General features: G+C 50.8%; 18 protein-coding genes. 16 read left to right on the top strand and 2 right to left on the bottom strand.

Annotated features, from left to right (window positions below):
• Positions 1-138: 138 nt before the first annotated feature.
• The 9 genes from PaeBR_RS13585 to PaeBR_RS13625 all read left to right on the top strand — a co-directional run bounded on the left by PaeBR_RS13585 (position 139) and on the right by PaeBR_RS13625 (position 10,007).
• A complete protein-coding gene (locus PaeBR_RS13585; protein ID WP_410511117.1) occupies positions 139-945 on the top strand; it encodes an ABC transporter ATP-binding protein in 807 nt (268 codons plus the stop codon).
• The gene (locus tag PaeBR_RS13590) at positions 942-1,592 is read left to right on the top strand and encodes an ABC transporter permease (RefSeq protein WP_410511118.1); all 651 of its coding nucleotides are present in this window, start codon (positions 942-944) and stop codon (positions 1,590-1,592) included. The genes PaeBR_RS13585 and PaeBR_RS13590 overlap by 4 nt, the downstream gene beginning before the upstream one ends.
• A gap of 25 nt (positions 1,593-1,617) precedes the next feature.
• Positions 1,618-2,556 carry a glycine betaine ABC transporter substrate-binding protein gene (locus tag PaeBR_RS13595; RefSeq protein ID WP_410511119.1) on the top strand — a complete coding sequence of 313 codons (939 nt, stop codon included), beginning with the start codon at positions 1,618-1,620 and terminating at the stop codon, positions 2,554-2,556.
• 42 nt (positions 2,557-2,598) lie between these two features.
• The gene (locus PaeBR_RS13600; protein WP_410511120.1) at positions 2,599-4,263 is read left to right on the top strand and encodes a urocanate hydratase; all 1,665 of its coding nucleotides are present in this window, start codon (positions 2,599-2,601) and stop codon (positions 4,261-4,263) included.
• Positions 4,264-4,313: 50 nt separating this feature from the next.
• The gene (locus PaeBR_RS13605; RefSeq protein WP_410511121.1) at positions 4,314-5,420 is read left to right on the top strand and encodes a DUF917 domain-containing protein; all 1,107 of its coding nucleotides are present in this window, start codon (positions 4,314-4,316) and stop codon (positions 5,418-5,420) included.
• On the top strand, positions 5,413-7,008 hold the full coding sequence (hutH, locus tag PaeBR_RS13610; protein ID WP_410511122.1) for an HAL/PAL/TAL family ammonia-lyase: 1,596 nt from the start codon (positions 5,413-5,415) through the stop codon (positions 7,006-7,008). The genes PaeBR_RS13605 and hutH overlap by 8 nt, the downstream gene beginning before the upstream one ends.
• 602 nt (positions 7,009-7,610) lie before the next feature.
• Positions 7,611-8,543: an NAD-dependent epimerase/dehydratase family protein gene (locus tag PaeBR_RS13615; RefSeq protein ID WP_410511124.1), complete on the top strand. Its 933-nt coding sequence runs from the start codon at positions 7,611-7,613 to the stop codon at positions 8,541-8,543.
• Between the two features lie 27 nt (positions 8,544-8,570).
• Positions 8,571-9,314, top strand: a complete 744-nt coding sequence (locus tag PaeBR_RS13620; RefSeq protein ID WP_410511125.1) for a 4'-phosphopantetheinyl transferase family protein — start codon at positions 8,571-8,573, stop codon at positions 9,312-9,314.
• A 156-nt stretch (positions 9,315-9,470) separates the two neighbouring features.
• Positions 9,471-10,007, top strand: a complete 537-nt coding sequence (locus PaeBR_RS13625; RefSeq protein WP_410511126.1) for a hypothetical protein — start codon at positions 9,471-9,473, stop codon at positions 10,005-10,007.
• Between the two features lie 245 nt (positions 10,008-10,252).
• On the opposite strand, the gene PaeBR_RS13630 is transcribed toward PaeBR_RS13625, so the two are convergent.
• Together PaeBR_RS13630 and PaeBR_RS13635 are read right to left on the bottom strand one after the other, a co-directional pair.
• On the bottom strand, positions 10,253-10,594 hold the full coding sequence (locus PaeBR_RS13630; RefSeq protein ID WP_410511128.1) for a hypothetical protein: 342 nt from the start codon (positions 10,592-10,594) through the stop codon (positions 10,253-10,255).
• 67 nt (positions 10,595-10,661) lie between these two features.
• Positions 10,662-10,889 carry a hypothetical protein gene (locus PaeBR_RS13635; RefSeq protein ID WP_410511129.1) on the bottom strand — a complete coding sequence of 76 codons (228 nt, stop codon included), beginning with the start codon at positions 10,887-10,889 and terminating at the stop codon, positions 10,662-10,664.
• Between the two features lie 169 nt (positions 10,890-11,058).
• Here PaeBR_RS13635 and PaeBR_RS13640 point away from each other — a divergent pair, with 169 nt between their 5' ends.
• The 7 genes from PaeBR_RS13640 to PaeBR_RS13670 all read left to right on the top strand — a co-directional run bounded on the left by PaeBR_RS13640 (position 11,059) and on the right by PaeBR_RS13670 (position 21,318).
• The gene (locus PaeBR_RS13640; RefSeq protein WP_410511130.1) at positions 11,059-15,789 is read left to right on the top strand and encodes an HAD-IC family P-type ATPase; all 4,731 of its coding nucleotides are present in this window, start codon (positions 11,059-11,061) and stop codon (positions 15,787-15,789) included.
• A 45-nt stretch (positions 15,790-15,834) separates the two neighbouring features.
• Entirely contained in the window at positions 15,835-16,134 is a 300-nt protein-coding gene (locus PaeBR_RS13645; RefSeq protein ID WP_410511131.1) for a DUF5132 domain-containing protein, read from the top strand.
• The gene (locus PaeBR_RS13650; protein ID WP_410511132.1) at positions 16,115-16,339 is read left to right on the top strand and encodes a hypothetical protein; all 225 of its coding nucleotides are present in this window, start codon (positions 16,115-16,117) and stop codon (positions 16,337-16,339) included. The genes PaeBR_RS13645 and PaeBR_RS13650 overlap by 20 nt, the downstream gene beginning before the upstream one ends.
• Positions 16,340-16,374: 35 nt before the next feature.
• Positions 16,375-18,456, top strand: coding sequence for a polyphosphate kinase 1 (gene ppk1 / locus PaeBR_RS13655; RefSeq protein WP_410511133.1), 2,082 nt, complete (start codon positions 16,375-16,377; stop codon positions 18,454-18,456).
• A 288-nt stretch (positions 18,457-18,744) separates the two neighbouring features.
• On the top strand, positions 18,745-19,689 hold the full coding sequence (locus tag PaeBR_RS13660) for a hypothetical protein (RefSeq protein ID WP_410511134.1): 945 nt from the start codon (positions 18,745-18,747) through the stop codon (positions 19,687-19,689).
• Positions 19,690-19,748: 59 nt separating this feature from the next.
• Positions 19,749-20,495 (top strand): M15 family metallopeptidase, encoded by a 747-nt coding sequence (locus tag PaeBR_RS13665; RefSeq protein WP_410511135.1) that lies wholly within the window; start codon positions 19,749-19,751, stop codon positions 20,493-20,495.
• 199 nt (positions 20,496-20,694) lie between these two features.
• A complete protein-coding gene (locus PaeBR_RS13670; RefSeq protein ID WP_410511136.1) occupies positions 20,695-21,318 on the top strand; it encodes a TetR/AcrR family transcriptional regulator in 624 nt (207 codons plus the stop codon).
• The last annotated feature ends 19 nt before the right edge of the window (positions 21,319-21,337 follow it).

Here is a 21,337-nt window from a genome sequence, read left to right on the forward strand (position 1 = left end):
CTGACCAAACCATTGGAGGTCTTGTTTTTCGCAAATTGCGAAGAATAAGACCTCTTTGCAATTTACTAAAAAATTTTGCATTAAATTCTTAGTTTACCTATCCGATTAATAATTATTTAGAAAGGAGTATAAAGTCATATGAGTGATGCTATTGCAGTAGAGTTCAGAAATGTCAACAAGGATTACGGCTGTGGTTGTGTGCTGCGAGATTTTAATCTTGAGGTCCCGAAGGGACAAATTGTAACGATTATTGGGCCTTCCGGCTGCGGCAAGACCACGCTGCTAAAAATGATAAATCGGCTTGTCGAACCAAGTCGCGGACAGGTTTTTGTTGAAGGACGGGATATAGGTACTGTGGATGCAGTAAACCTCAGACGAGATATAGGATATGTATTTCAGCAAATCGGACTTTTTCCCCATATGACCATTGAAGATAATATCGGAATTGTTCCAAAGCTGAAGGGGGCGGGGAAGGAAGAGAGGAAGGAAAGGGTCACCTCGCTCCTGAACCTGATCGATCTCCCGGCAGAGCAATACCGCAAACGCTATCCCCATGAGCTTAGCGGGGGGCAGCAGCAGCGGATTGGTGTTGCACGTGCTTTGGCATCAGACCCGTCGATTATTTTGATGGATGAGCCGTTTAGTGCGCTTGACCCGATCAGCCGCGTTCAACTGCAAAAGGAGCTGATTAATTTGAACCAGCGGCTACACAAAACGATTGTTTTTGTTACACACGATATTGATGAAGCGTTAAAGATTGCCGACCGGATCATTCTGCTGAACGAAGGTCAAGTTGTGCAGAGCTGCACACCCGATGAACTGCTGACTCATCCGGCTGACGATTTTGTGATCGAATTCGTGGGTCGGGAACGTTTTCAGGTGACCTACTCCTGCGTTATCGAAGCTCTCGGGCGACAGACCCAACGGAAGGAGACCAGCGCATGAACCATGTATGGGATACGTTAGCTGCCGATTGGCCGATGATTCTCGATAAGACGGGTGAACATATGTACCTGTCCCTGATTTCGGTCTGTATTGCCGGATGTATCGCCATTCCGCTCGGCATCTATCTCACTGGCCGCAAGCGGATGGCTAACGGCGTGATTACCGTGATTTCCGCGATCCAGACCATTCCGAGTCTAGCGTTGTTTGGATTCATGATTCCACTGGTCGGAATTGGAACCACACCTGCCATTATCGCCCTGACGTTATACGCTCTGCTGCCAATGCTCCAGAATACATATGTCGGGATTAGCGGCGTCAATCCGGCGCTGATCGAAGCGGGAACCGGAATGGGGATGACCAAATGGCAAATGATGAGATTAGTCCAGCTCCCCATTGCCCGAAGCATTATTATGGCAGGCATACGCCTTGTAGCTGTACAGACCATTAGTCTGGCAACCATTGCTACATATATCGCCGCTGGGGGACTGGGAGACATTATCACCCGGGGGATCGCCATGATCAATACGGTCACGATTATGGAGGGGGCCATTCCTGTTTCGCTGCTCGTTATTATCGTCAACTTCATTTTGCTGCTGCTTAACAGGGTGCTGACCCCTAAAGGGCTGCGACATTTGAGTAAATTTTAAGAAATCATGGAGAGGGGAACAAATCATGACAATTGAAAAGAGAAAGAGCCGGAAACTGCGCAAGGGAGGAAAACTTTTGCTTACACTGGGACTGGTGATCACCACGGCGCTGGCGGCGGCAGGCTGCTCGAATTCGCAAGCATCCGGCAGCAAGGATACTATCGTGCTTGCTACGAAGGGGTTTGCGGAGTCTGATATTTTGGCGAATGCATTAAAGCTGCTGATAGAGAATGACACCGATCTGAAGACAGAGGTCAAGAAGCTGGATAATACGCTGCTCTGGAATGCAATCGACTCGGGAGACGTGGATGCGTATGTGGAATACAGCGGCACGGCGCTGATTAACATTTTGAAGCTGGAGCCGGAATTTGATCCGGATAAAGCCTTTAAGACCGTGGCTGCTCAGTTAAAGGAGAAGAAAAAGCTGATTGCGCTCGATCCATTGGGCTTCAACAACACCTATGTATTAGCAGTACGCAAGGAGACTGCCGATCAATACGGACTGAAGACAGCTTCACAGTTAGCGGAGAAATCCGGCGATCTGGTATTCAGTGCAAGTGAAGAATTCTTAAACCGCCCGGATGCCTGGCCTTATATTGAGAACATCTATACTCCAAAATTCAAGGAAATCAAGTCCATCCAGGATAAATCACTTCAGTATCAAGCCATAGATCAAAAGCTGATCGATGTGATGCTCCCTTATTCGACAGACAGCCAGCTGCTAAAGAGCGGACTGGTGGCGCTGGAGGATGATAAGCATGTATTCATTCCTTATGACGCCTTCCCAATTGTGCGTGAACAAACACTGAAGGATCACCCTGAGCTGAAGGAAACCTTGAACAAGCTGGCGGGAAAAATTGACGAAGCTACGATGCAGAGCTTGAACGCTCAGGTTGAACAAGACCAGAAACCGGCGAGTGATGTTGCCAAAGCGTGGCTGAAGAGCGAAGGGCTGATTAAATAAACAATCTAAATAGCTTTAAATGAAAGGAAGCGGGGGATAAAAGTGACCAGGATTACTGCCGAAAGAGGGGGCAAACTCCGCTGCAAGGGCTGGAGACAGGAAGCACTGCTGCGCATGCTGGAAAATGTGCTGGAGAACAGCGAGAACCAGAAGGAGCTGATCGTGTACGCATCACTTGGAAAAGCGGCGCGTAATTGGCCCTCCTACCGGGCGATTGTTGATACCCTGAAGCATCTGGAGGAAGACGAAACGTTGGTCATTCAGTCCGGCAAGCCTATCGGCATATTCAAAACACACCGCCAGGCCCCGCTGGTCGTTATGGCCAATTGCAATTTGGTTGGCAGGTGGGCGACCAGCGAGAACTTTTACGAGCTTCAGGATAAAGGGCTGATTATTTGGGGCGGGCTTACCGCCGCCGCTTGGCAATATATTGGCTCGCAGGGCGTTATTCAGGGAACGTATGAGATCTTCCAAAGTATTGCCAGGCTGCATTTCGGCGGTGATTTGCGGGGGCGTTTCATCCTTACCGCAGGTCTGGGCGGCATGGGAGGGGCGCAGCCGCTGGCAGGCCGTTTGGCGAATGCTGCTATCCTGTGCGTCGAGGTAGCAGAAGAACGCATTGACAAACGGATTGCTGCCGGATATTTGCAGCGGAAGACGGATAGTCTGGATGAGGCTTTATCCTGGATTGCTGAAGCCGTAAGCAACCGAAAGAGCTTGTCTGTGGGTCTGCTTGGCAATGCTGCGGATATTTATCCCGAGCTGCTGCGCAGAGGCGTACAGCCCGATATTGTGACGGACCAGACGTCTGCTCATGATTTGCTGTACGGATACATCCCTAGCGGCTTTTCCCCGGCTTCCGCAGCTGCGGCACGCCGGTTGAATCCGGCTGGACTGCAGGCCGCTGCCGGAGTATCGATTGCAAACGAAGTAAGGGCGATGCTGGAGTTCAAGAAACGGGGAGCGGTTGTTTTCGACAATGGCAACAATATCCGTTCCCAAGCCGCTCAATACGGTGTTTTGGACGCGTTTGAAATCGATATTTTTACGGAGGCATTCTTGCGCCCGCTCTTTGCGCGGGCCATTGGGCCTTTCCGTTGGATTGCACTTAGCGGCGATCCGCAGGATATCCGGATCATTGACGATTTCATTCTGCAGGAATTCAGCGACAATGAAATTGTGTCGAACTGGATTATACTGGCCAACTCTTACGTTCCCTTTGAGGGATTGCCTGCCCGGATCGGATGGTTTGGGCATAAAGACCGCAGCAAGCTGGCCTTGGCGGTTAACAGCATGGTGCGCGAAGGAACGCTTGCAGGCCCAGTGGCCTTCTCCCGCGACCATCTGGATGCGGCTGCCATGGCGCATCCGAATATAATGACGGAGCGGATGAAGGATGGAAGCGATACGATTGCAGATTGGCCGCTCTTAAACGCCATGTTGAATTGTTCATCGATGGCCGATTTGGTGGCAATTCATTCGGGCGGCGGGGGATATGCCGGTTATATGACAAGTGCGGGAGTTACTATCGTAGCCGACGGTACGAGGGAAAGCGATCTTCGCTTACGCACTGCTCTCGACAACGACACCGGCCTGGGTGTGCTCCGTTATGCAGATGCCGGTTACGAAGAGTCATTGGAAGAGGTAAGGGATAAAAGCATCGCCAGAGTTGACATCAGCCTTCATGAGTCGATTCATGCGGACTGAAATAAAAACTGAAGACCCACTTGACGGATTTCTTACAGGAGGAAACATACATGCGGGAATTAACAAGAGATGATGTGAACGCCGCTGTCAAGGGCGGTTCTGTCTTTGCCAGCGGAGGAGGCGGCTGGGTAGATCATGGACTGGAGATCGGGCATGCCGCCTTGAGCATCGGACGTCCTAAGCTGCTGGCGGTGGATGAATTGCCGGATGACGCTATCATATTAACATGTACGGCGATTGGGGCACCGGCCGGCCGGGATTGGCAGATGCTCGGCAAGGACTATATCAAAGCTGTGCAACTGGTTATCGACCATTATGACGGCAAGATTGCCGGGGTGATGACGCCGCAGAATGGCATGTCCAGTACCATAAACGGCTGGCTGCCGGCGGCGGCGCTGGGACTTGCCGTTATAGATGCGACCGGTGATATTCGCGCACATCCGACAGGCAAAATGGGCTCGCTCGGATTGGCCTCTTCCATTCATTATGAGACGATTCAGGCGGTGGCCGGTGGTAAGCCGGAGCTTGGCAGCTACCTGGAACTCGTCGTGAAGGGAACTCCGGCCAGAACATCAAATATACTGCGAACGGCCTCGGATATGGCGGGCGGTTTTATTGCAGCCGCACGTCATCCGCTGCCGGCCAAATATATTAAAGAGCACGCGGCGCTTGGAGGCATATCTATAGCGCTTGAGCTGGGCCGGGCCATTCTTCAGGCAGAACCGGACGGACCTGAGGCGGTGTTGAAGGCGGTCGTTCGCAAGACCAAGGGCAAAATTTTCGGAAGAGGGAAGGTTACAGCGAAGAACGTCCGTTATTCGGGCGCCTTTGATATTGGCACCATTGAGGTGGAGATCGCAAGAAATGTCCTGAAGCTTCATGTTATGAATGAATATATGGCAGTCGATGACCGCACCGGCAAACGTCTGACGACTTTCCCGGACGTCATTACTACATTCGATTTGGAGACGGGGCTGCCTGTGAGTGTAGGTGATGTTAAAGAGGGCATGAGTATCGCGGTGTTCGCCGTTGATAAATCCAAGGTCCCTTTAAGCTCCAGTGTGAAGGACCCCAGTGTATACCCCGAGGTGGAAGAGGTGCTGGGTATCGATCTGCAAAGCTATGCGTTCGGCAAGGAGAAGAAAATCTATGCCTGAGAAACCAACGCTCTCATCCGATTTCATACCTGTCGATGAAAACTATTTAATTAACGATATGAACAATCTCATTCTGGACGGAAGCAGTCTGACGATTAAGGATGTGGATAGTGTTGCCCGTAGGCACAGACCTGTGTTTATTGCCAGCGAAGCTTGGGAGCGGCTGGAGTCAGCACGCAAAGTGATTTTTGAACTCGCTGCAGAGGGTGTTCCGGTCTATGGACTGAACCGGGGAGTGGGCTGGAATAAGGATAAGGGTATTGGCCCCGATTTTTTTGAAGAGTATAACCGCAATTTATTATTATCTCATAGTGCGGGAGTGAAGCCAGAGGCGGAGGAAGAAATAGTGCGGGCCGTAATGCTGGCTCGGCTGAACGGCCTGTTGTCAGGAGCAACCGGAGCACAGCCGGAGATTGCCGGGCGTTTGGCGGATTTTTTAAATCTTGGTATTCATCCGGTCCTGCCGCTTCGCGGTTCTGTGGGCGCGGCGGATATTACCTCAATCTCGCACATAGGTCTTGCTATGATCGGTGAAGGTGAGGCGGATAGAAACGGCATTCGGATGCCTGCAAGGGAAGCTCTGAAGACAGCCGGCTTAGCACCTCTTCGGCTGGGTCCCAAAGATGGTTTGGCTATCGTCAGCTCCAATGCGCTCTCCGCAGGAAACGGTGCTTTGGCGCTTTTCGATATAGAGCAGCTTCTGGAAGTAGCAGACAACATATATGCTCTGTCGCTGGAAGCCATCCGCGGCAACGTCAGCCCTCTGGATGAAGCGGTCCATAACAAACGTCCTTTCCCGGGACAGTTAAAGAGTCTGGCTTTGGTTCGAAGCTGCTTAAAAGGCAGTGACCTGTGGAATCAATTCAATCCGGATTCGTTGCAGGACCCGCTATGCTTCCGGGATGCCTGCCAGATTCATGGTGCTGCAAGGGATGCGTTAGTCTATACGCGCCAGCAGCTGGAAATCCATCTGAACAGCTCCGATGATAATCCATGCGTTTTGACAGAAGAACGGCGAATCCTATCCTGTGCCAATTATAATTCCCTGTCCTGGACACTGGGTTTTGAAATGCTGGGCAGTGCGCTGCATCATGTATCCAAAAGCTCCTGTTACCGGTTAATCAAGCTTGGTGACCCCCGATTTACAGGTTTAAGCCGTTTCCTGACCGCTGATCCGGGTCATTCACTCGGCTACTGCACCTTACAGAAAACCGCAACATCACTGGATGCGGAAATCCGCCACCTTAGCAATCCAGCGTCTTCGGATTATCTGTCACTGGCTGGAGATATTGAAGACCATGCTGCCAATTCGCCGTATGTTGTATCCAAAACAAGAGAGATTCTTGACCGGCTTACTTACATATTGGCGATTGAGGCTCTGCATGCGGCCCAAGCCATTGATCTGCGCGGCGATCTTTCACTGGGCGAAGGTTCAAGAGCAGGGTACGAATTACTGCGTTCTGTCGTTCCTTTTCTTGTTGAAGACCGCAATCAAACGACGGATATCGAGTGTGCTTACCGTTTGATAAAGGAAGGGAAATGGCTAAAAGCTGTTCGTGAGAAAATGTTGCAAATTTCGCCCCTGTAAATCGCAAAAACCGGCGTTCCTCCTAACGGGGAAGTGCCGGTTTTTTGTCGAAGATACTTGCCCGATATAATACATCACATTAAGAATAGCGGATAGAAAATCTAATGACCTATAAGGCATTAAGTCACCATATATACATAATTAAATGGAAATCCGACATTATTCTCCATTTTATTTCAATGAATTGTTATGGATAAAGATTGTATACTAAAGTCAGATAATATAGTCAATGATTGCTCTAAAGGTCAAGGATTAACAACTCACCCGGGAGTCGAAAGACAAGGGATGAGTCTAATTTCATGTGATATGTTTTACCTATTTTTCCGTGTTTAAGCGGGTTTCGGATAGGAATTAACACACATGCAAACTGGCTGAAGCTCCGAAATGGCCCGCTTATACCCACAAAGGAGAGTTCGCGTGAGCAGCATAGTCCATATGATTAGACCTACCCCGCAACGAATTTCCATCTGCATGGATACTCAACCAGGAGAATCTATTCACCCCCTAAAGACCGCTAGGCGTGTTTTTACCGTTTCCCTCTTTCCCTACATGTACAGCCGCACCGCTGTTGTACCTTTTAGCTTAGCTGCTATGGTGATGTTATGAATCTGATCATTGGCGGTAATGGCGGGCTAGGTTTTGCGATCACCAAGGAGCTTTTGTCGAAAGGAAAGGCGATAACAGCGACCTATCATCAATCCAAGGATTCACTAATGAGTTTGAACGGACCGCTGCTTACATTTGCCCAGTTGGATATTCGGGATGAAGAGTCGCTGGTACAACTGCTGAAGAATACGAACACGATTTACTTCTGCCTGAACGTGCCTTATCAGGATTGGTACTCAGTGATGCCGCAGGCGCTTGAGAGGGTAACCAGAAATCTTAAACCCGCTCAAGTTTTCGTATTCCCTGGAAATGTATATGGCTACGGTAAATTCCAATATTTTCCTGCTGATGAGAATCATCCGAAAGCAGCCAAAACCCATAAGGGCAAATTGCGCAATGAGCTGGAAGAGATGCTGAAAGCCCAAGCGGCTAAACAAGGGTTCCGTTATGTGATCCCGCGTTACCCGGACTATTACGGACCGAATGTAACCAACCGAATGTTCGGGCCGATATTCACAGGGGCGTTAAAAGCCAAACCGATCTTCTGGCCGGGGAAACTTCGTGTTCCGCATGATTTGATTTATATTCAAGATGCGGCCAAGGCGGCCGTCCTTTTAGCCGAAAGTGAAGAGAGTGGAGAATGGCATGTGTCCGGAGCAGGTGCGATGGAGAGACAGCAATTTCTAAATATCGTACAAGATGAGGCGGGCAGCCCACGCAAATGCAGAACACTGCCTGCCTTGGCCGTAGGCCTTGCAGGTATGTTCGACAAGGAAACCAAAGAATTCCATGAGCTTCTGTATGAATTCCAGTATCCGCTGGTATTGAATGACAGTAAATTCACCAATCGATTTCCTTCTTACGCTGCTACGCCGCACACGGAAGCTGTTAAAGAAACACTGAGTTGGTTTCGGGCAAACACGAAGTGAGCTAGTCAGAAGGAGGTTTAGATGCCAATGATGATTATAGCGGTATCCCTTGGAGCTGCTTTTTCAATATCAGAGCTTCTTCCTTATGTATCTCCTGAATACAGGGTCAAGAGCAGCCGATTGAAAAGGGAAGACGATGTGCGCAGGTCGCTGATCGGTGATATGATGGTTCGTCTGTGCGCTATGGATATTGAAGGTTTGCGGAATGAGGAAATCCGTGTTGAAAGAGGGGTGTTCGGCAAGCCGCGCCTGCAGTTCATGCGGGAACCGTGGGATTATAATATCTCACACTCCGGGAAATGGGTGACAGGAATTGTCGGCCGGAAAGGGCAACGGGTCGGAATTGACATTCAGAAAATGGATGCGGTGAATCCCTCGCTCTCGCGATACACAATGTCTGCAGCGGAAATAAAGCAGTATCTGTCCCTGCCGCCGGAACAACAGAAGCAGTACTTATATGAACTATGGACGCGCAAGGAAAGCTACTTGAAAATGGAGGGGATCGGAATAAACGTACCGATACGCTCCGTCTTTTTAGAAGAGAATCCTATGTATGCCGCGGCTTGTTATTTTAAACAGTACGCTATGGATTCCGGCTATAAGCTTACGGCGTGTTCCACAGATTTCCGCTTTCCGGATGAATGTCTTGTTGTGAAATCAACAGATCTGGCTGAGGTTTTTCTCCGTCGCTGTAGAGAACAAACGGTGCATTTACCTTTGAATGAAAGCAAGCTTCCAATCGTGGACCTGAAAGAGCCGGTTTTGCAATAAAGCTGCTTTTCAGACCAGAAGATCTTCTAACCTCTTAGCAAAGCAATGACAGGCTCATCCGGCCTTCGTTATTGCTTTTTCTAATGCGAGGAATTGTACGTCGCCTAATGTCGCATGATATGCTGTATATAATTAACAAGAAGCAGGAGGGTTAAGATGAAAAGAGACATCCAGCACGTCCCTTATGGTTATGAGCCGCCAGCCGAGCAACGTAAAGGAACATTAGTGTTTTACGATTCTTTTGAACATATCTCAGACCGGGAGCTTGAAGCTGCTGCAAAGGTAGTGACAGACCGTCAGTTCACGAAGCTGGTCCTTTATCCGCTGCATGAGGAGACTGTAAGACGTATGTCGAAAGAGCCTGTGCTGTCTTTTTATAAGAGAGAGGATCGTCTGCATGAGTGGAAGCGGGAACAAGGTCGTTCTTTTATTACGGTAGAGGGTCTGGAAGGAAAGCGCAAGAAATATACACCGATGGATTCTGCGCTCCGCCATATTACCGAAGTTTATCCGTCGCCGTATTTTCTCTATCTAACGCCAGAGATGGCCAACCAGTTTGCGTCCTTTTCTTCTTTTGAGGAGTGGATCGTGAAGCTTCGCCTGGTGCTGCCGGAAGCTCCCGAGTTCGTTCACCCGCGGTTGGAGAAATATCGTCATCGCTGGGATGTTGTTGGGGGAAAAAGCTTAGTTTAAAGGATCTCAACACCCACTCAAATCCTACTACACAAAATAAGGGGTGTCCCGGCAGCCATTTCCATGGCTTTTGGGACACCCCCTTGAATGGGGGGAAACACCCCATAAGGATATTGGCGAATTGCAGGAAGTCCGATCTTACACCGTGCATTGAATAACCACGGAATATTTCATGAACCGCAGTATACTGAACGGTACGTACGGTGGTATAGAGGTCGGGGGGCTAGCCGCCCCCTCCTACTTTATTACTGAATCGCTTCTTCAATCGGCTGAACAACCTTGTTAACGAGCGGATTCTGACATAACATACTGCCCGCCTGCCCGCCTACGATACGGCCCATCCGGTCGCCAAGCACGCCCCCAAGCACCGCTCCAACCACGGTACCTACGCCGGGCAATACTGTGCTACCTAGCACCGCTCCGTACTCCACTCCAGCCATTATGCCGACCGTCCCGGTTACATTCTCCATCGTTTGCACCGTATACTCCTTCTTGCCCATCTGCCCTTGCTGCAAGCTCTTGGTATCCTGAAGCTGCGACATGCCTCCGGCAAGAAGGCCTGCCCATAATGAACCGCCTTCGAACATAGGAAAGCCCTCCATTCTTTTTATATAACCGCATTTTGCGGTCTTAAATATTGTGCCCCAATTTACGTTATAGATGTCGTTCTGTCCGATCGGGAATTATTTCCTCGTCGTGAGTCGTTAGAGACTGCAGCTTTCTTTGTGTCGCGGTACCCGCATCCTTCGCCATTTCGGTTAAATCAAGCACGTTCTCCGTTCCCTTGACCGCCCATCTTCTTACAGTTTTTCTAGCTTCTGGCGACAACATTAACAATAAAGCCGCCGCGCCCAATATCAAACCCATACGTGATTTTATCATAAGGTCCCTCCAAAATATGGTTTTATTTAAGTAGTTTAGATTATCCCTCAAAGCGCGGAGTTTTATGCGTAAAGCTCCGGCAAATCCGATGCATAACCAATTCCAAATTGTAAATACTACCTTTTGCATTAAAAAATAACAGCATTTACCTCTTGAAAGGAGCTATTTCATGTCGATTACGACTCATCGTAGCAGGTTTATCCGCTTTTTGCCGGGGCGTATTCGCCTTGAATTTGCGGGTCTGCTGCACAGCAAGCAAACAGAATTATCTTTACGCCGGGATCTAGAGTTGTTAGCGGGTGTAACTAAAGCGGAAGCGTCCGCGATAACCGGCCGAATTCTCGTTGTATATGACGAACGGCAAACCTCCGGGAGGCAACTGCTGCATCAACTGGAGTTGCTGGAGAGCAGATACACCGGTCATGGTCAAGATGAAACAAACAACCAAGCATACCTGGATAAGCCTGTACATACAACTGCCGAGCGGGGGGCACGCGCTGAAGCGGCCGCCTCCTTGGAAACGCCAGAACTGCCGCAGCAAACTTCGGTGCATGCGAAGTCCTTTCAGGATTCGAGCGCTGTGCCCGAAACGCTGGGAACGTTGCCAGCTCCGCTATACCCGCGATCCGCTTCGCTTCCAGGCGTCCCCCTTGCGATTGCAATGGGCGGACTCCTGGTGCTTGGAACCAAGCAGTTGATCTTCGGCAAGTCTGCATTGGCGCAAAGCCCGGTTCCCTTCTACATGTCCGGGCTGGTCGCCGTAGTAACCGGATACCCTTTCCTGCGCAGGGGGTTTACTCGTCTCAGCGAGCAGGGTAAGCTAAGTCCCGACCTGATATTGGGCACCGCAGCGTTAGGACTTGCGCTGGTCCGGGAAAATCTCGTCGTATTGGGTGCCTTAAGCATTCTGCAATACGTAAATTGGAAACGCAGCCGGATTGGGTTGACCAATGCGGATTCTCAGCCGCTTTCTCCTGAAATTCAAGCCTACAGCGAGCGTGCCGGCCGCTTGGGCATGGTCGCCGCGGCAACGACCTGGCTGTTCACCCGCAGCCCTCTGCGGGCTATTGCGGTGCTGCTTGCCGCTAATCCCCGGCCGACGACGGTTCCGGTGAAGACGGCGTGGCAGCAAGCGGAGCTTTACTCCAAGGAAGTGCAGCCGAGTCTTCCGCAGGGAGCGTCGTTAGCGCATTTGGCCCAAACTGGCATGCTGCTGCTGGAAAACACGTCCCTGCTTATGCAGGCAAATATTCAGGAGACGGAATGCGTGTCTCACAATGAAGATCCGGACAAGCTCATTTGTCTAGCCGAAGGTTTGATGAAAAAATCTGCGCATCCGTGGAAAGAGGAAGTGCTGCGGAAGGCAAAGCTAACATGCCGTACGTTACGCACGGCCTTTCACGTCGCCGAAGAGGAGAACGGAATTCGCGGCCTGATCAGCAATACGCCTTATTGCATCGGGAATCTCGCATATTGCAAACGGCACGGGGTCTCCTTCGAGCCGTATTACCTTGAAGCTAAACGGATCGAAAGCAAAGGTTGCGAGGTGCTTTATCTGGCGAAGCAAACCGGCGGGATTTGGATATGCCAAGGGCTGATCTACCGCGGACAACAGCTCGATCCCGAACGGAGGGCGCTGCTCTCGCAAGCACGGCAGCAGGGCATTCAGGCCGCAGTGCTGGAGGATAGCTCCGGCATCGGCCGGGAAGCGATAGCCCGGCTTGGCCTGCAAACCGATTGGCTGGGCACTCATCTCAGTGAAGCGGTGGAGCGCATCGCAGAACTTCATGAACAAGGAAACCGAGTACTCCTCGTAAGCGAGTCGTCCAACGAGTACAGCCGATATTTAATGGAAGCCGGCGTCCCCGGCGTCACGTTCGATCAGCTCGGACGGGTATTGGACACAAGACAGTCCGCACAAAAGATCGAGAGCAAGGTGAACGAGCATTTCCATATTACTAAGAAGTGGAATTTGTTCGGATCGCTGCTTGCCGCCCTAGGCGTAATCAGCGCCCCGATTGCGAATTTGCCCAGTGATGCCTTGTCGCTGATCTTTTTTTCCCGCTCGCAAAAGTTGGCACAGCAGGTATTTCCTGCTTCCGCAGCCCATGCCGCCGAGGCTCGAAACGAGGTGGCCGCGACGGCGGAAGCCGTTGCGTGGCACGGCTTGCCCTGGGAATGTGTCACCCAACGACTACAGGTTAACGTGCAGCACGGCTTAACGGCGGCTCAAGTCAATGAATCGCGCAACCGATACGGAATGAATCGGCTTGTCGAAAAGCAGCATACACCCTGGATCGTCTCCTTTGCCGGACAGTTTAAAGAATTTACGACACTGATTTTGCTTGGCACCTCGGTGCTCGCCCTGTTTACGGGCGGACTTTTCGACGGTCTGGCCATGGGAGCCGTTCTACTCGCGAACGCGGCGATCAGCACATTCCAGGAACGTAAAGCCGAGAGGATCGTTGAAAGTTTAAATCAGTTTCAGCCTCCGGTCAGCAAGGTCATCCGTGACGGTGCGGAACAAAACATAAGCGCCATCGACCTTGTACCGGGCGACATCGTATGCCTTGAACCGGGCGACCGGGTGCCTGCCGATATTCGTCTGGTTCGCGCGTGGAATCTGGAAGTGAACGAATCGGCGTTAACCGGCGAATCGGTTCCCGTCGCGAAGAAGGAGACCGAGGCCGAAGGAGATTGTCCGCTGTCGGAGCGCAGCTGCATGCTGTATATGGGCACCGATATCTCCCGCGGAAAAGCCTTAGGTATCGTCGTCCAAACCGGTATGAATACGGAGTTCGGCCACCTGATGTCGCTACTCAAAACTAATGAGAAAACGACCACGGCGCTCCAGGATAAGGTTACGTCCATCAGTAAAAAATTTATCAAATGGGCATTCATCGCCGGAAGTATCGTATTTGCTTCCGGGCTTATCCGAGGCGTTCCGTTCCCTCAGCTGGTTAGCACTTCCATCACGCTGGCCGCCTCGGCGATTCCCGAGGGGCTTCCGGTTACCATAACGATCGCGCTGAGTGCGGGTATATACCGCATGTCCAAGAAAAACGCGCTCGTCCGCAAGCTGTCGGCTTTGGAAACGCTGGGCCGTGCAACTATCATCTGTACGGACAAAACCGGTACGCTGACGAAGAATGAAATGACGGTTAAGCAAATCGCCGCCATCGGCCGCGCCTGGGAAGTATCCGGAAACGGATACGACGCGGAGGGGGGGTTCCGGGAGAAGAGTTCAACAGACAACGGCTCCGGCTTGCCGGATGCCATGGAATATGAAAGCACCGTCACGCAGCCCGAGCTGCAGCGAATCCTGCAGATTGCCTGCTTGTGCAATAACAGCAAATTGGTCAAGCAAGGAGACAACTGGTCGATGCAAGGAGATCCTACCGAGGGCGCGCTGCTGGCGATGGCCTCTAAAGGCGGGGTCAACCCGGAGCGGATGACCCATTGGCATCGCGGCGCAGAGATGCCTTTTGACTCCGGCACGGGAAAAATGAGCGTGGTGTGCAAGGACACCTCGTACGGGCCTGCTTGTTACATTTTCTCCAAGGGTTCCGTAGAATCAATTCTCCGCCGCTGCAGCAGGTACCAGCAGAACGGCGAAGTATACCCGGCCACCGAGGAAATTCGAGCGGACATCCTGAAGCAGAGCGAAAAGCTCGCCTCCAGTGCTCTGCGTGTGCTCGGCTTCGCTTACCGTGAGCTGCAGGCGGACGAGCATGATCAGCAGGCAGACCTCGACGAGCGGGATATGATCTATGTCGGCATGACCGGTATGATCGACCCGCCTAAGGATGATGTGCGAAAAAGCATCGAAGAGGCGATTTCCCTCGGCGTGAAGCCTGTCATGATCACCGGGGATCATCCGATCACGGCGATCGCCATCGCCGAGCAAATCGGAATTACTGACGGCAGACAGCCGGGTCAAGTGCTCACAGGTCACGAATTTGACCGCATGAGCGACGAGGAGCTCGAGCAGTCTGTCGACCGGGTGTCCATCTTTGCCCGAATGACTCCGGAGCATAAGCTGCGCATCGTCAGCATGCTGCGCAAGAAAGGGCATATCGTCGCGATGACCGGGGATGGCGTAAATGACAGTCCCGCGATCAAGCGGGCTGACGTCGGGATCGCGATGGGGCGATCCGGCACGGAGGTCAGCAAAGCCACCGCCGATATCGTTCTGAAAGAAGACCATTTCGGCTCGATCGTAGACGGGGTCAAGGAGGGCCGTACGATTATCTGCAATATCCGTAAGGCGCTTGGCTGTCTGCTGACCGGCAATCTCGCGGAAATTCTCGTGACGAGCGTTGCGGTTATTGCGGGTATGCCGATTCCGCTCGTGCCCATTCAAATTCTGCTGATGAATATGCTGACGGACGCACTGCCGGCTATGATTCTGGCCGTCAACCCAGGCAGTAAAACGAAGCAGACAAAACGGATGGATATCGTGGACAAGTCGCTGTACCGCAAGGTAATCACGCGCGGAGTACTGCTTGGCGCCGGTTCCCTCGGTCTGTTTGGTCTGGCTCTGGCCTCCGGACAACCAGTAGCTGTAGCGCAAAGCGTCGCTTTCGCGACGCTGGTGGCCGGCCAACTGATCCAAACGTTCTCCTGGCGCCAGGAGAATACCGAGCAAACGGTGGGCGATTGGAGTAAAGATCGCTTCCTCGTCGGCGCTTTGAGCATTTCCTGGCTCACCCTGCTGGGCGCACTGTATGTGCCTATGCTTAACCGGTTTTTCCATACCGCGCCGATCGCTTTGCATCACTGGGGTCCGATCCTGCTCGTCGCATGTTCGATTTCTTGGCTCTCTAAGCCGATCCTGTCCTTACTCGAAAGGAAGGACAAGACGACGAGCACGGCGGCTCTCTCCTATTCCGCGGCCTAGCTGCGGGATAGGCTTTTCAAATCAACTTAAGGAGGTTACCCGAACATGCTAGAAAGAAACACGGAAAAGCTTATCGTAGGCACTGCGCTCGCTTTTGCGGCCACCACGCTTTGGCCGATTGTAAAAAATTCCTTGAAGCCGATCGCAGAATCCGGGATTCAAGGCACCGCCGGTTTAACGGGTCGTATCCAATACGCCTTGCAGGTGGCTCGCGACGAAATCGAAGACATTGTCGCTGAAGCTCAATTCGAACGGATGAGAAAGCAGGTCGATCGGGACATCGCCACGGAATTCCCTTCATCCGAAGAGAAGGGAGACTCACTGCATGCAGAACCAAACGATTGATCATCATCTTCGGGAAGCGCTGGCGCATTTGGAGCAAGCCATCAATCAAAGCATACATACCGTGATGGAAAATCAAGCCTCCAGCAAGGAGATCGGCGCCAAGTGGGAGCAATTTTTAGGAGAGTTTTACGGTATGGTCAAGGACAAGGGGAAAAAGACACGGATCAACCTGCTCAGCTGGATCTCTTTCTCCAAAATCCGCTGACGTGCCGTCTTCCCAGACAGGAGGGAAAAACGTTTATGAGTGCCATCTATATGAATCGGGAGCTCAGCTGGCTCCACTTCAACCGTCGAGTGTTGGAGGAGGCGCAGGACAGCAGTACTCCATTATTGGAGCGGATCAAGTTTCTGGCGATCGTTTCCTCCAATCTGGACGAATTTATGAGCGTCCGCGCGGCGGCCCTAATGGATCAGGCTAAAGCTCGCATCTCCAAAAAGGACTTCACCGGCTACACGCCGGGCGGTCTGCTGTGCCGAATCATGAAGCGGACCGAAAAGCTGGTGGCCGATCAATATCGGGCTTTCCGGGGAAGTTGCAAGGAACTTGAGCAGCAGGGCATTGTATTCCTTACGTTCGATGAACTCAGTCAGGATCAGCAGCAGGCGATGGAGGCTTATTATTATGAGAATGTGTTTCCCCTGCTCACCCCGATGGCCATCGACCAGTGCAGGCCATTTCCGCTCGTCCACAGCCAAAACCTGTATTTGTCCATTCTTTTAAAGCATGATTTCGGCACTCCGAATGAAGAGCCGTACTTTGCCATCCTGCAGGTTCCATCAAACCTTGACCGGGTAATCAGGCTTAACTCTCCTGCGGGCGACCGCAGGACGACCTATATTTTGCTCGAGGAGCTGATCAAACGCTGGCTGCCCAAGCTGTTCAGTGACTACACACCGGTCGCCGTGGACGTGTTTCGGTTGACTCGCAACGCGGATCTGACTATTGACGAGGAAGGCGCTGAGGATCTGCTTGAGGAAATGGAAAAAGAACTCCGCCGTCGCCGCTGGGGAACCCCGGTTCGCCTTGAAATCGTGCGGTGCTTTCATCCCTATGCGTTAAAGCTGATTATGGAAGAATTTGAGCTTGGGAGCGGCAGCATCTTCACCATAGATGGACCAATCGATTTGAGCTTCCTGATGAATTTATCGTCCTCTCTTCCGGGACAAGACCAGCTTCGCTACCTGAAAGCCGAGCCGGTTTATCCACAGGAGTTCATGGAAACTGATGATTTGTTCAAAGTGATCCGACAGCGCGACGTCCTTGTGTTCCACCCCTACGAATCGTTCGAAGCGGTCACCGATTTTATCGCTGATGCGGCGAATGACCCGGCGGTGATGGCCATCAAGATGACGCTATACCGGGTAAGCGGCGATTCCGTTATCGTGCGTTCGCTCGCCCTCGCCGCCGAAGCCGGCAAGCAGGTGACGGTGGTGCTGGAGCTGAAAGCGCGGTTTGATGAGGAACGAAACATAGCCTGGGCCAAAAAGCTGGAACAAGCCGGCTGTCATGTCATTTACGGTCTGGTTGGGCTAAAAACCCATGCCAAGGTTGCGCTGATAATCCGTCAGGAGGAAAGCTCGCTTCAGCGGTACGTCCACATCGGAACCGGAAATTATAACGACAAAACCTCCAAGCTGTACACCGATATCGGCTTATTCACCTCGCATCCCCGGATCGGGGAAGATGTGACCGCAATGTTCAACGAGATGACCGGTTATTCGACGCCCCATGATTGGAAAGCGCTCTGCGTAGCTCCTTCTCATCTCAAGCCTGCTCTGTTCGAGTATATCCAGAGAGAGATGGCTCATGCCAAGGCCGGCCGGCCGGCGAGAATCATCGCGAAGATGAACTCTTTGTCGCACCGCGAGATGGTGGACCAGCTCTATGAAGCCTCGCTTGCCGGTGTGCAGATTGATCTGCTGATTCGCGGCATTTGCGTGCTGCGTCCGGGCGTGCCGGGGTTAAGCGAGAATATCACGGTGCGAAGCATTGTGGATCGGTTTTTGGAGCACTCGCGCGTATTTTATTTTAAAAACGGAGACGAAACTCAGGTTTGGCTGGCCAGCGCCGACTGGATGACTCGCAATTTAACGCGCCGCATTGAGTTGATGTGCCCCATTTACGATACACGGCTGCAGGAGCTCGCGGTTCGTTATTTACAGCTTCAGTGGAACGATAACGTCAAAACGAGACAGTTGATGCCAAACGGCAAATATGTCCGTATTCTATCCGAAGGGCCACCCGTTCGCAGTCAATTCGATTCGCAGGAGCAGATTTTGAGTTGGAAGCGTGAAGGGGAAGACGAGACTAAGTTAAGCTGACATCAGAGGTGTACGTTTTTTATCTGAGCATTTATTAACTTGTTCTACCCTGTACAAATCTTTTTTAAATCGTAAAGCTTACTTTTGAATTGCGACAGTTACAATCATTTGCGTCCTATTGACGCTTTTGACGGAACTGCCGCTTTTAATTATGGAACTAAGGGAACTGACGAAGGAAAGCCGTGTGCGGGAAATCCTAATGCACGGTTTGACAGGGAAGTCCGAGGGAGTAATCCCTCGTCTAACAAGTATATTCAACCCATTCTGAACATGAGGAGGAGGACTTATATGAAATCCAATCAACATCCGTTATTACGAAAATGGAAAAAAGGGGCGCTGCTAGGCCTTGCCCTCGCACTCGGCACCGGAACCGGAGCTACCATCTATAGTCCGCTGCCAGTAGAAGCGGCGTCTGTGACTGCACAGTCGTCGGCAGCCGTCTACAACCAGTTCGAGAAATATGTGAAGAATCCGGCCAGTCTGGCTCATGCTCGTAAATATCTGATTAATCATATCGACGAGGCAGGTGTATGGCATGCAACTCTGATGACCCTGCATCTCGAAAATGCTCAAATGGCCCAGCTTGCAGGGTTCTCTGAGAAGCTGTATCCTGAAAAGGTGCAGAAGGCGATAGATTCAGCTTTTCGGCAAAAAAATTACAAAAGAAGTGAACTTACGTATACGTATCTCCTAAGTGTTATTAAAGATTCCGGCATTCGCGCAGTCCTCATGGAGTCACGGGATAAGGGTTACAAGATCGAGACAAGCGAAGGAATGTACTATCCGGTAATGCATTATGAAGGCTTCAAAGTCTTCAAACCGTATATTAATAAAGATATTGCCGCTTACATTGATATCATGGCCAAGGAATCCAATAGACCCACGATGTTTGATGCAGCTATTGTTATAAGCTGGGACGAACTGATCTCGCGGGCACTGGAGAAGGAAGCTTTTGTTACGAAATATCCCAACTCCAACCGCACGGCCAGAATCAAAAACAATCTGTCTCTTGGCCTCATCTATTACGGCTCCAGCAATACACTTGCCTATGGATATGAGAGCCCTCTGAAGATCAATGCGGATTTGAGAAAAGCTTATGAGAAAGCACTCCAAAATGGTGCTGATGGCAGCGATATTTTAAAGGGGATTGAGGGTCTTCTGAAGCTGCTGGACAAGAGTGATAATGAATTGACACCGGCAGTAAAGAAATATATTGAGGATCAGCTGAAATAATAGAATCCATAAAAGATGTCCGTAAGCCATGTGCGGTGGGCATAGGAGGACGTCAATCTATGATGTTAAAGCTTTGGCCCCGCAAGCTTGCTTGTCTGCTCCTTTCAATCAGTGTGCTTACAGGTGTAGGCTTATCAGCAGGATCACCGGTTATGGCCAAGAGTACGCCGGAGAAGGAAACCGTCAAAAAGTATCCTTTTCCCAAGGCCTTCGTCTATTTGAATGAGATTATCCCCTCTGTCTATTATGACATTCGTTATTATGGGGAGAACAATTTCGTGGGAGCACGCATTGACGGATATAAAGCGCCACTGGCTATTATGACCCGAAAAGCAGCGGTGTCGCTAAAGGCTGTGAGCAATGAACTGGAAAAGAAAGGCTACAGTCTGAGGATTCACGATGCATACCGGCCGCAAAAGGCAGTGAGTCATTTTGTAAGATGGTCGAAGGATGCGAGTGATGTGAAGACGAGGAAGGAATATTATCCGAGCCTGGATAAACGCAATTTGTTCAAGCTTGGATTCATCGCCACGAAGTCCGGGCATTCAAGGGGAAGTACCGTGGACCTGACGCTTGTGTACAAAAAGACGGGCAAAATAGTGGACATGGGCAGTCCGCTGGATTTCTTCGGGGATATTTCCTATTACGATACGAGCCTCATTACCAAAGCGCAGAAAGCCAACCGCAAGCTGCTCAGGGATGCTATGGTGAAGCAGGGCTTCAAGCCCTACAGCAAGGAATGGTGGCATTTTTCGCTCATAAAGGAGCCTTTTCCGAATCAATATTTCAATTTCAATGTAGAGTGACTTGGTTGAAAAGTGCTGCATTTCCTGTAAAGAGACTATGTTTGAGCTGTTCATTCAGCTTTGGACATAGTCTTTTTTATAACAGGAAAACACTTCTTTTCTTGACAGGAAGCGGCTCCTAGAGTACATTGAAAATTGAATTAAACACAGTTTAAATTTCAAGAATCCCATAATAAACGGGAAGGAGAGAAGGGAGAACATGTCCGAAGCAGATAACATTGATGCCTCTACAGTAAAGGACACGAAGCAGTGCATATTAAATGCAACAGTGGAGCTGATCCGGGAAGAAGGTTTTACATGCACAACCCTTCGCAAAATCGCTTCCAGAGCCGACATTAACCTTGCATTAGTCAATTATCATTACGGTTCCAAGGAGAACTTGATTGGTGATGCTGTCCGAGTGTTGTTATCGACATTCGACGATGCCCTAATGACGCTTGAGGATCTGTCCTTGCCACCTAAGCAGCGGTTAAAGACCTTTTTTATCCGTTACATAGGGAATCTTCAGCAGTACCCCGGATTAGCCAAGCAAATGTTGGATCAGGCAGGGTATATTCTGGGTTCACAGGATGAGTATGAACAGTATTGCAAAATGTTGAAAATGCAGAAAATACTCGCCACTTTGCAGGAAATTACAAATGAGCAACATGAGAAGAAGCTCACCAGTATGTTGATGCAGTTATACGGTGCCGTTATTTTTCCAGTAATTATGACTTCCTGCTTACCTGAGGGCCAGGAAACGTGTGTACCTATGCTTACTCTTCCATCCATTGAAGTTCAGATTGAGGGATTGTTCGAGCATTACTTTCATAAATACAATTAATAGAGAAAAGAGTGGAGAA

Origin of the sequence: Paenibacillus sp. BR2-3 (genome assembly GCF_046529485.1) — a bacterium.
GTDB lineage: Bacteria > Bacillota > Bacilli > Paenibacillales > Paenibacillaceae > Paenibacillus_AQ.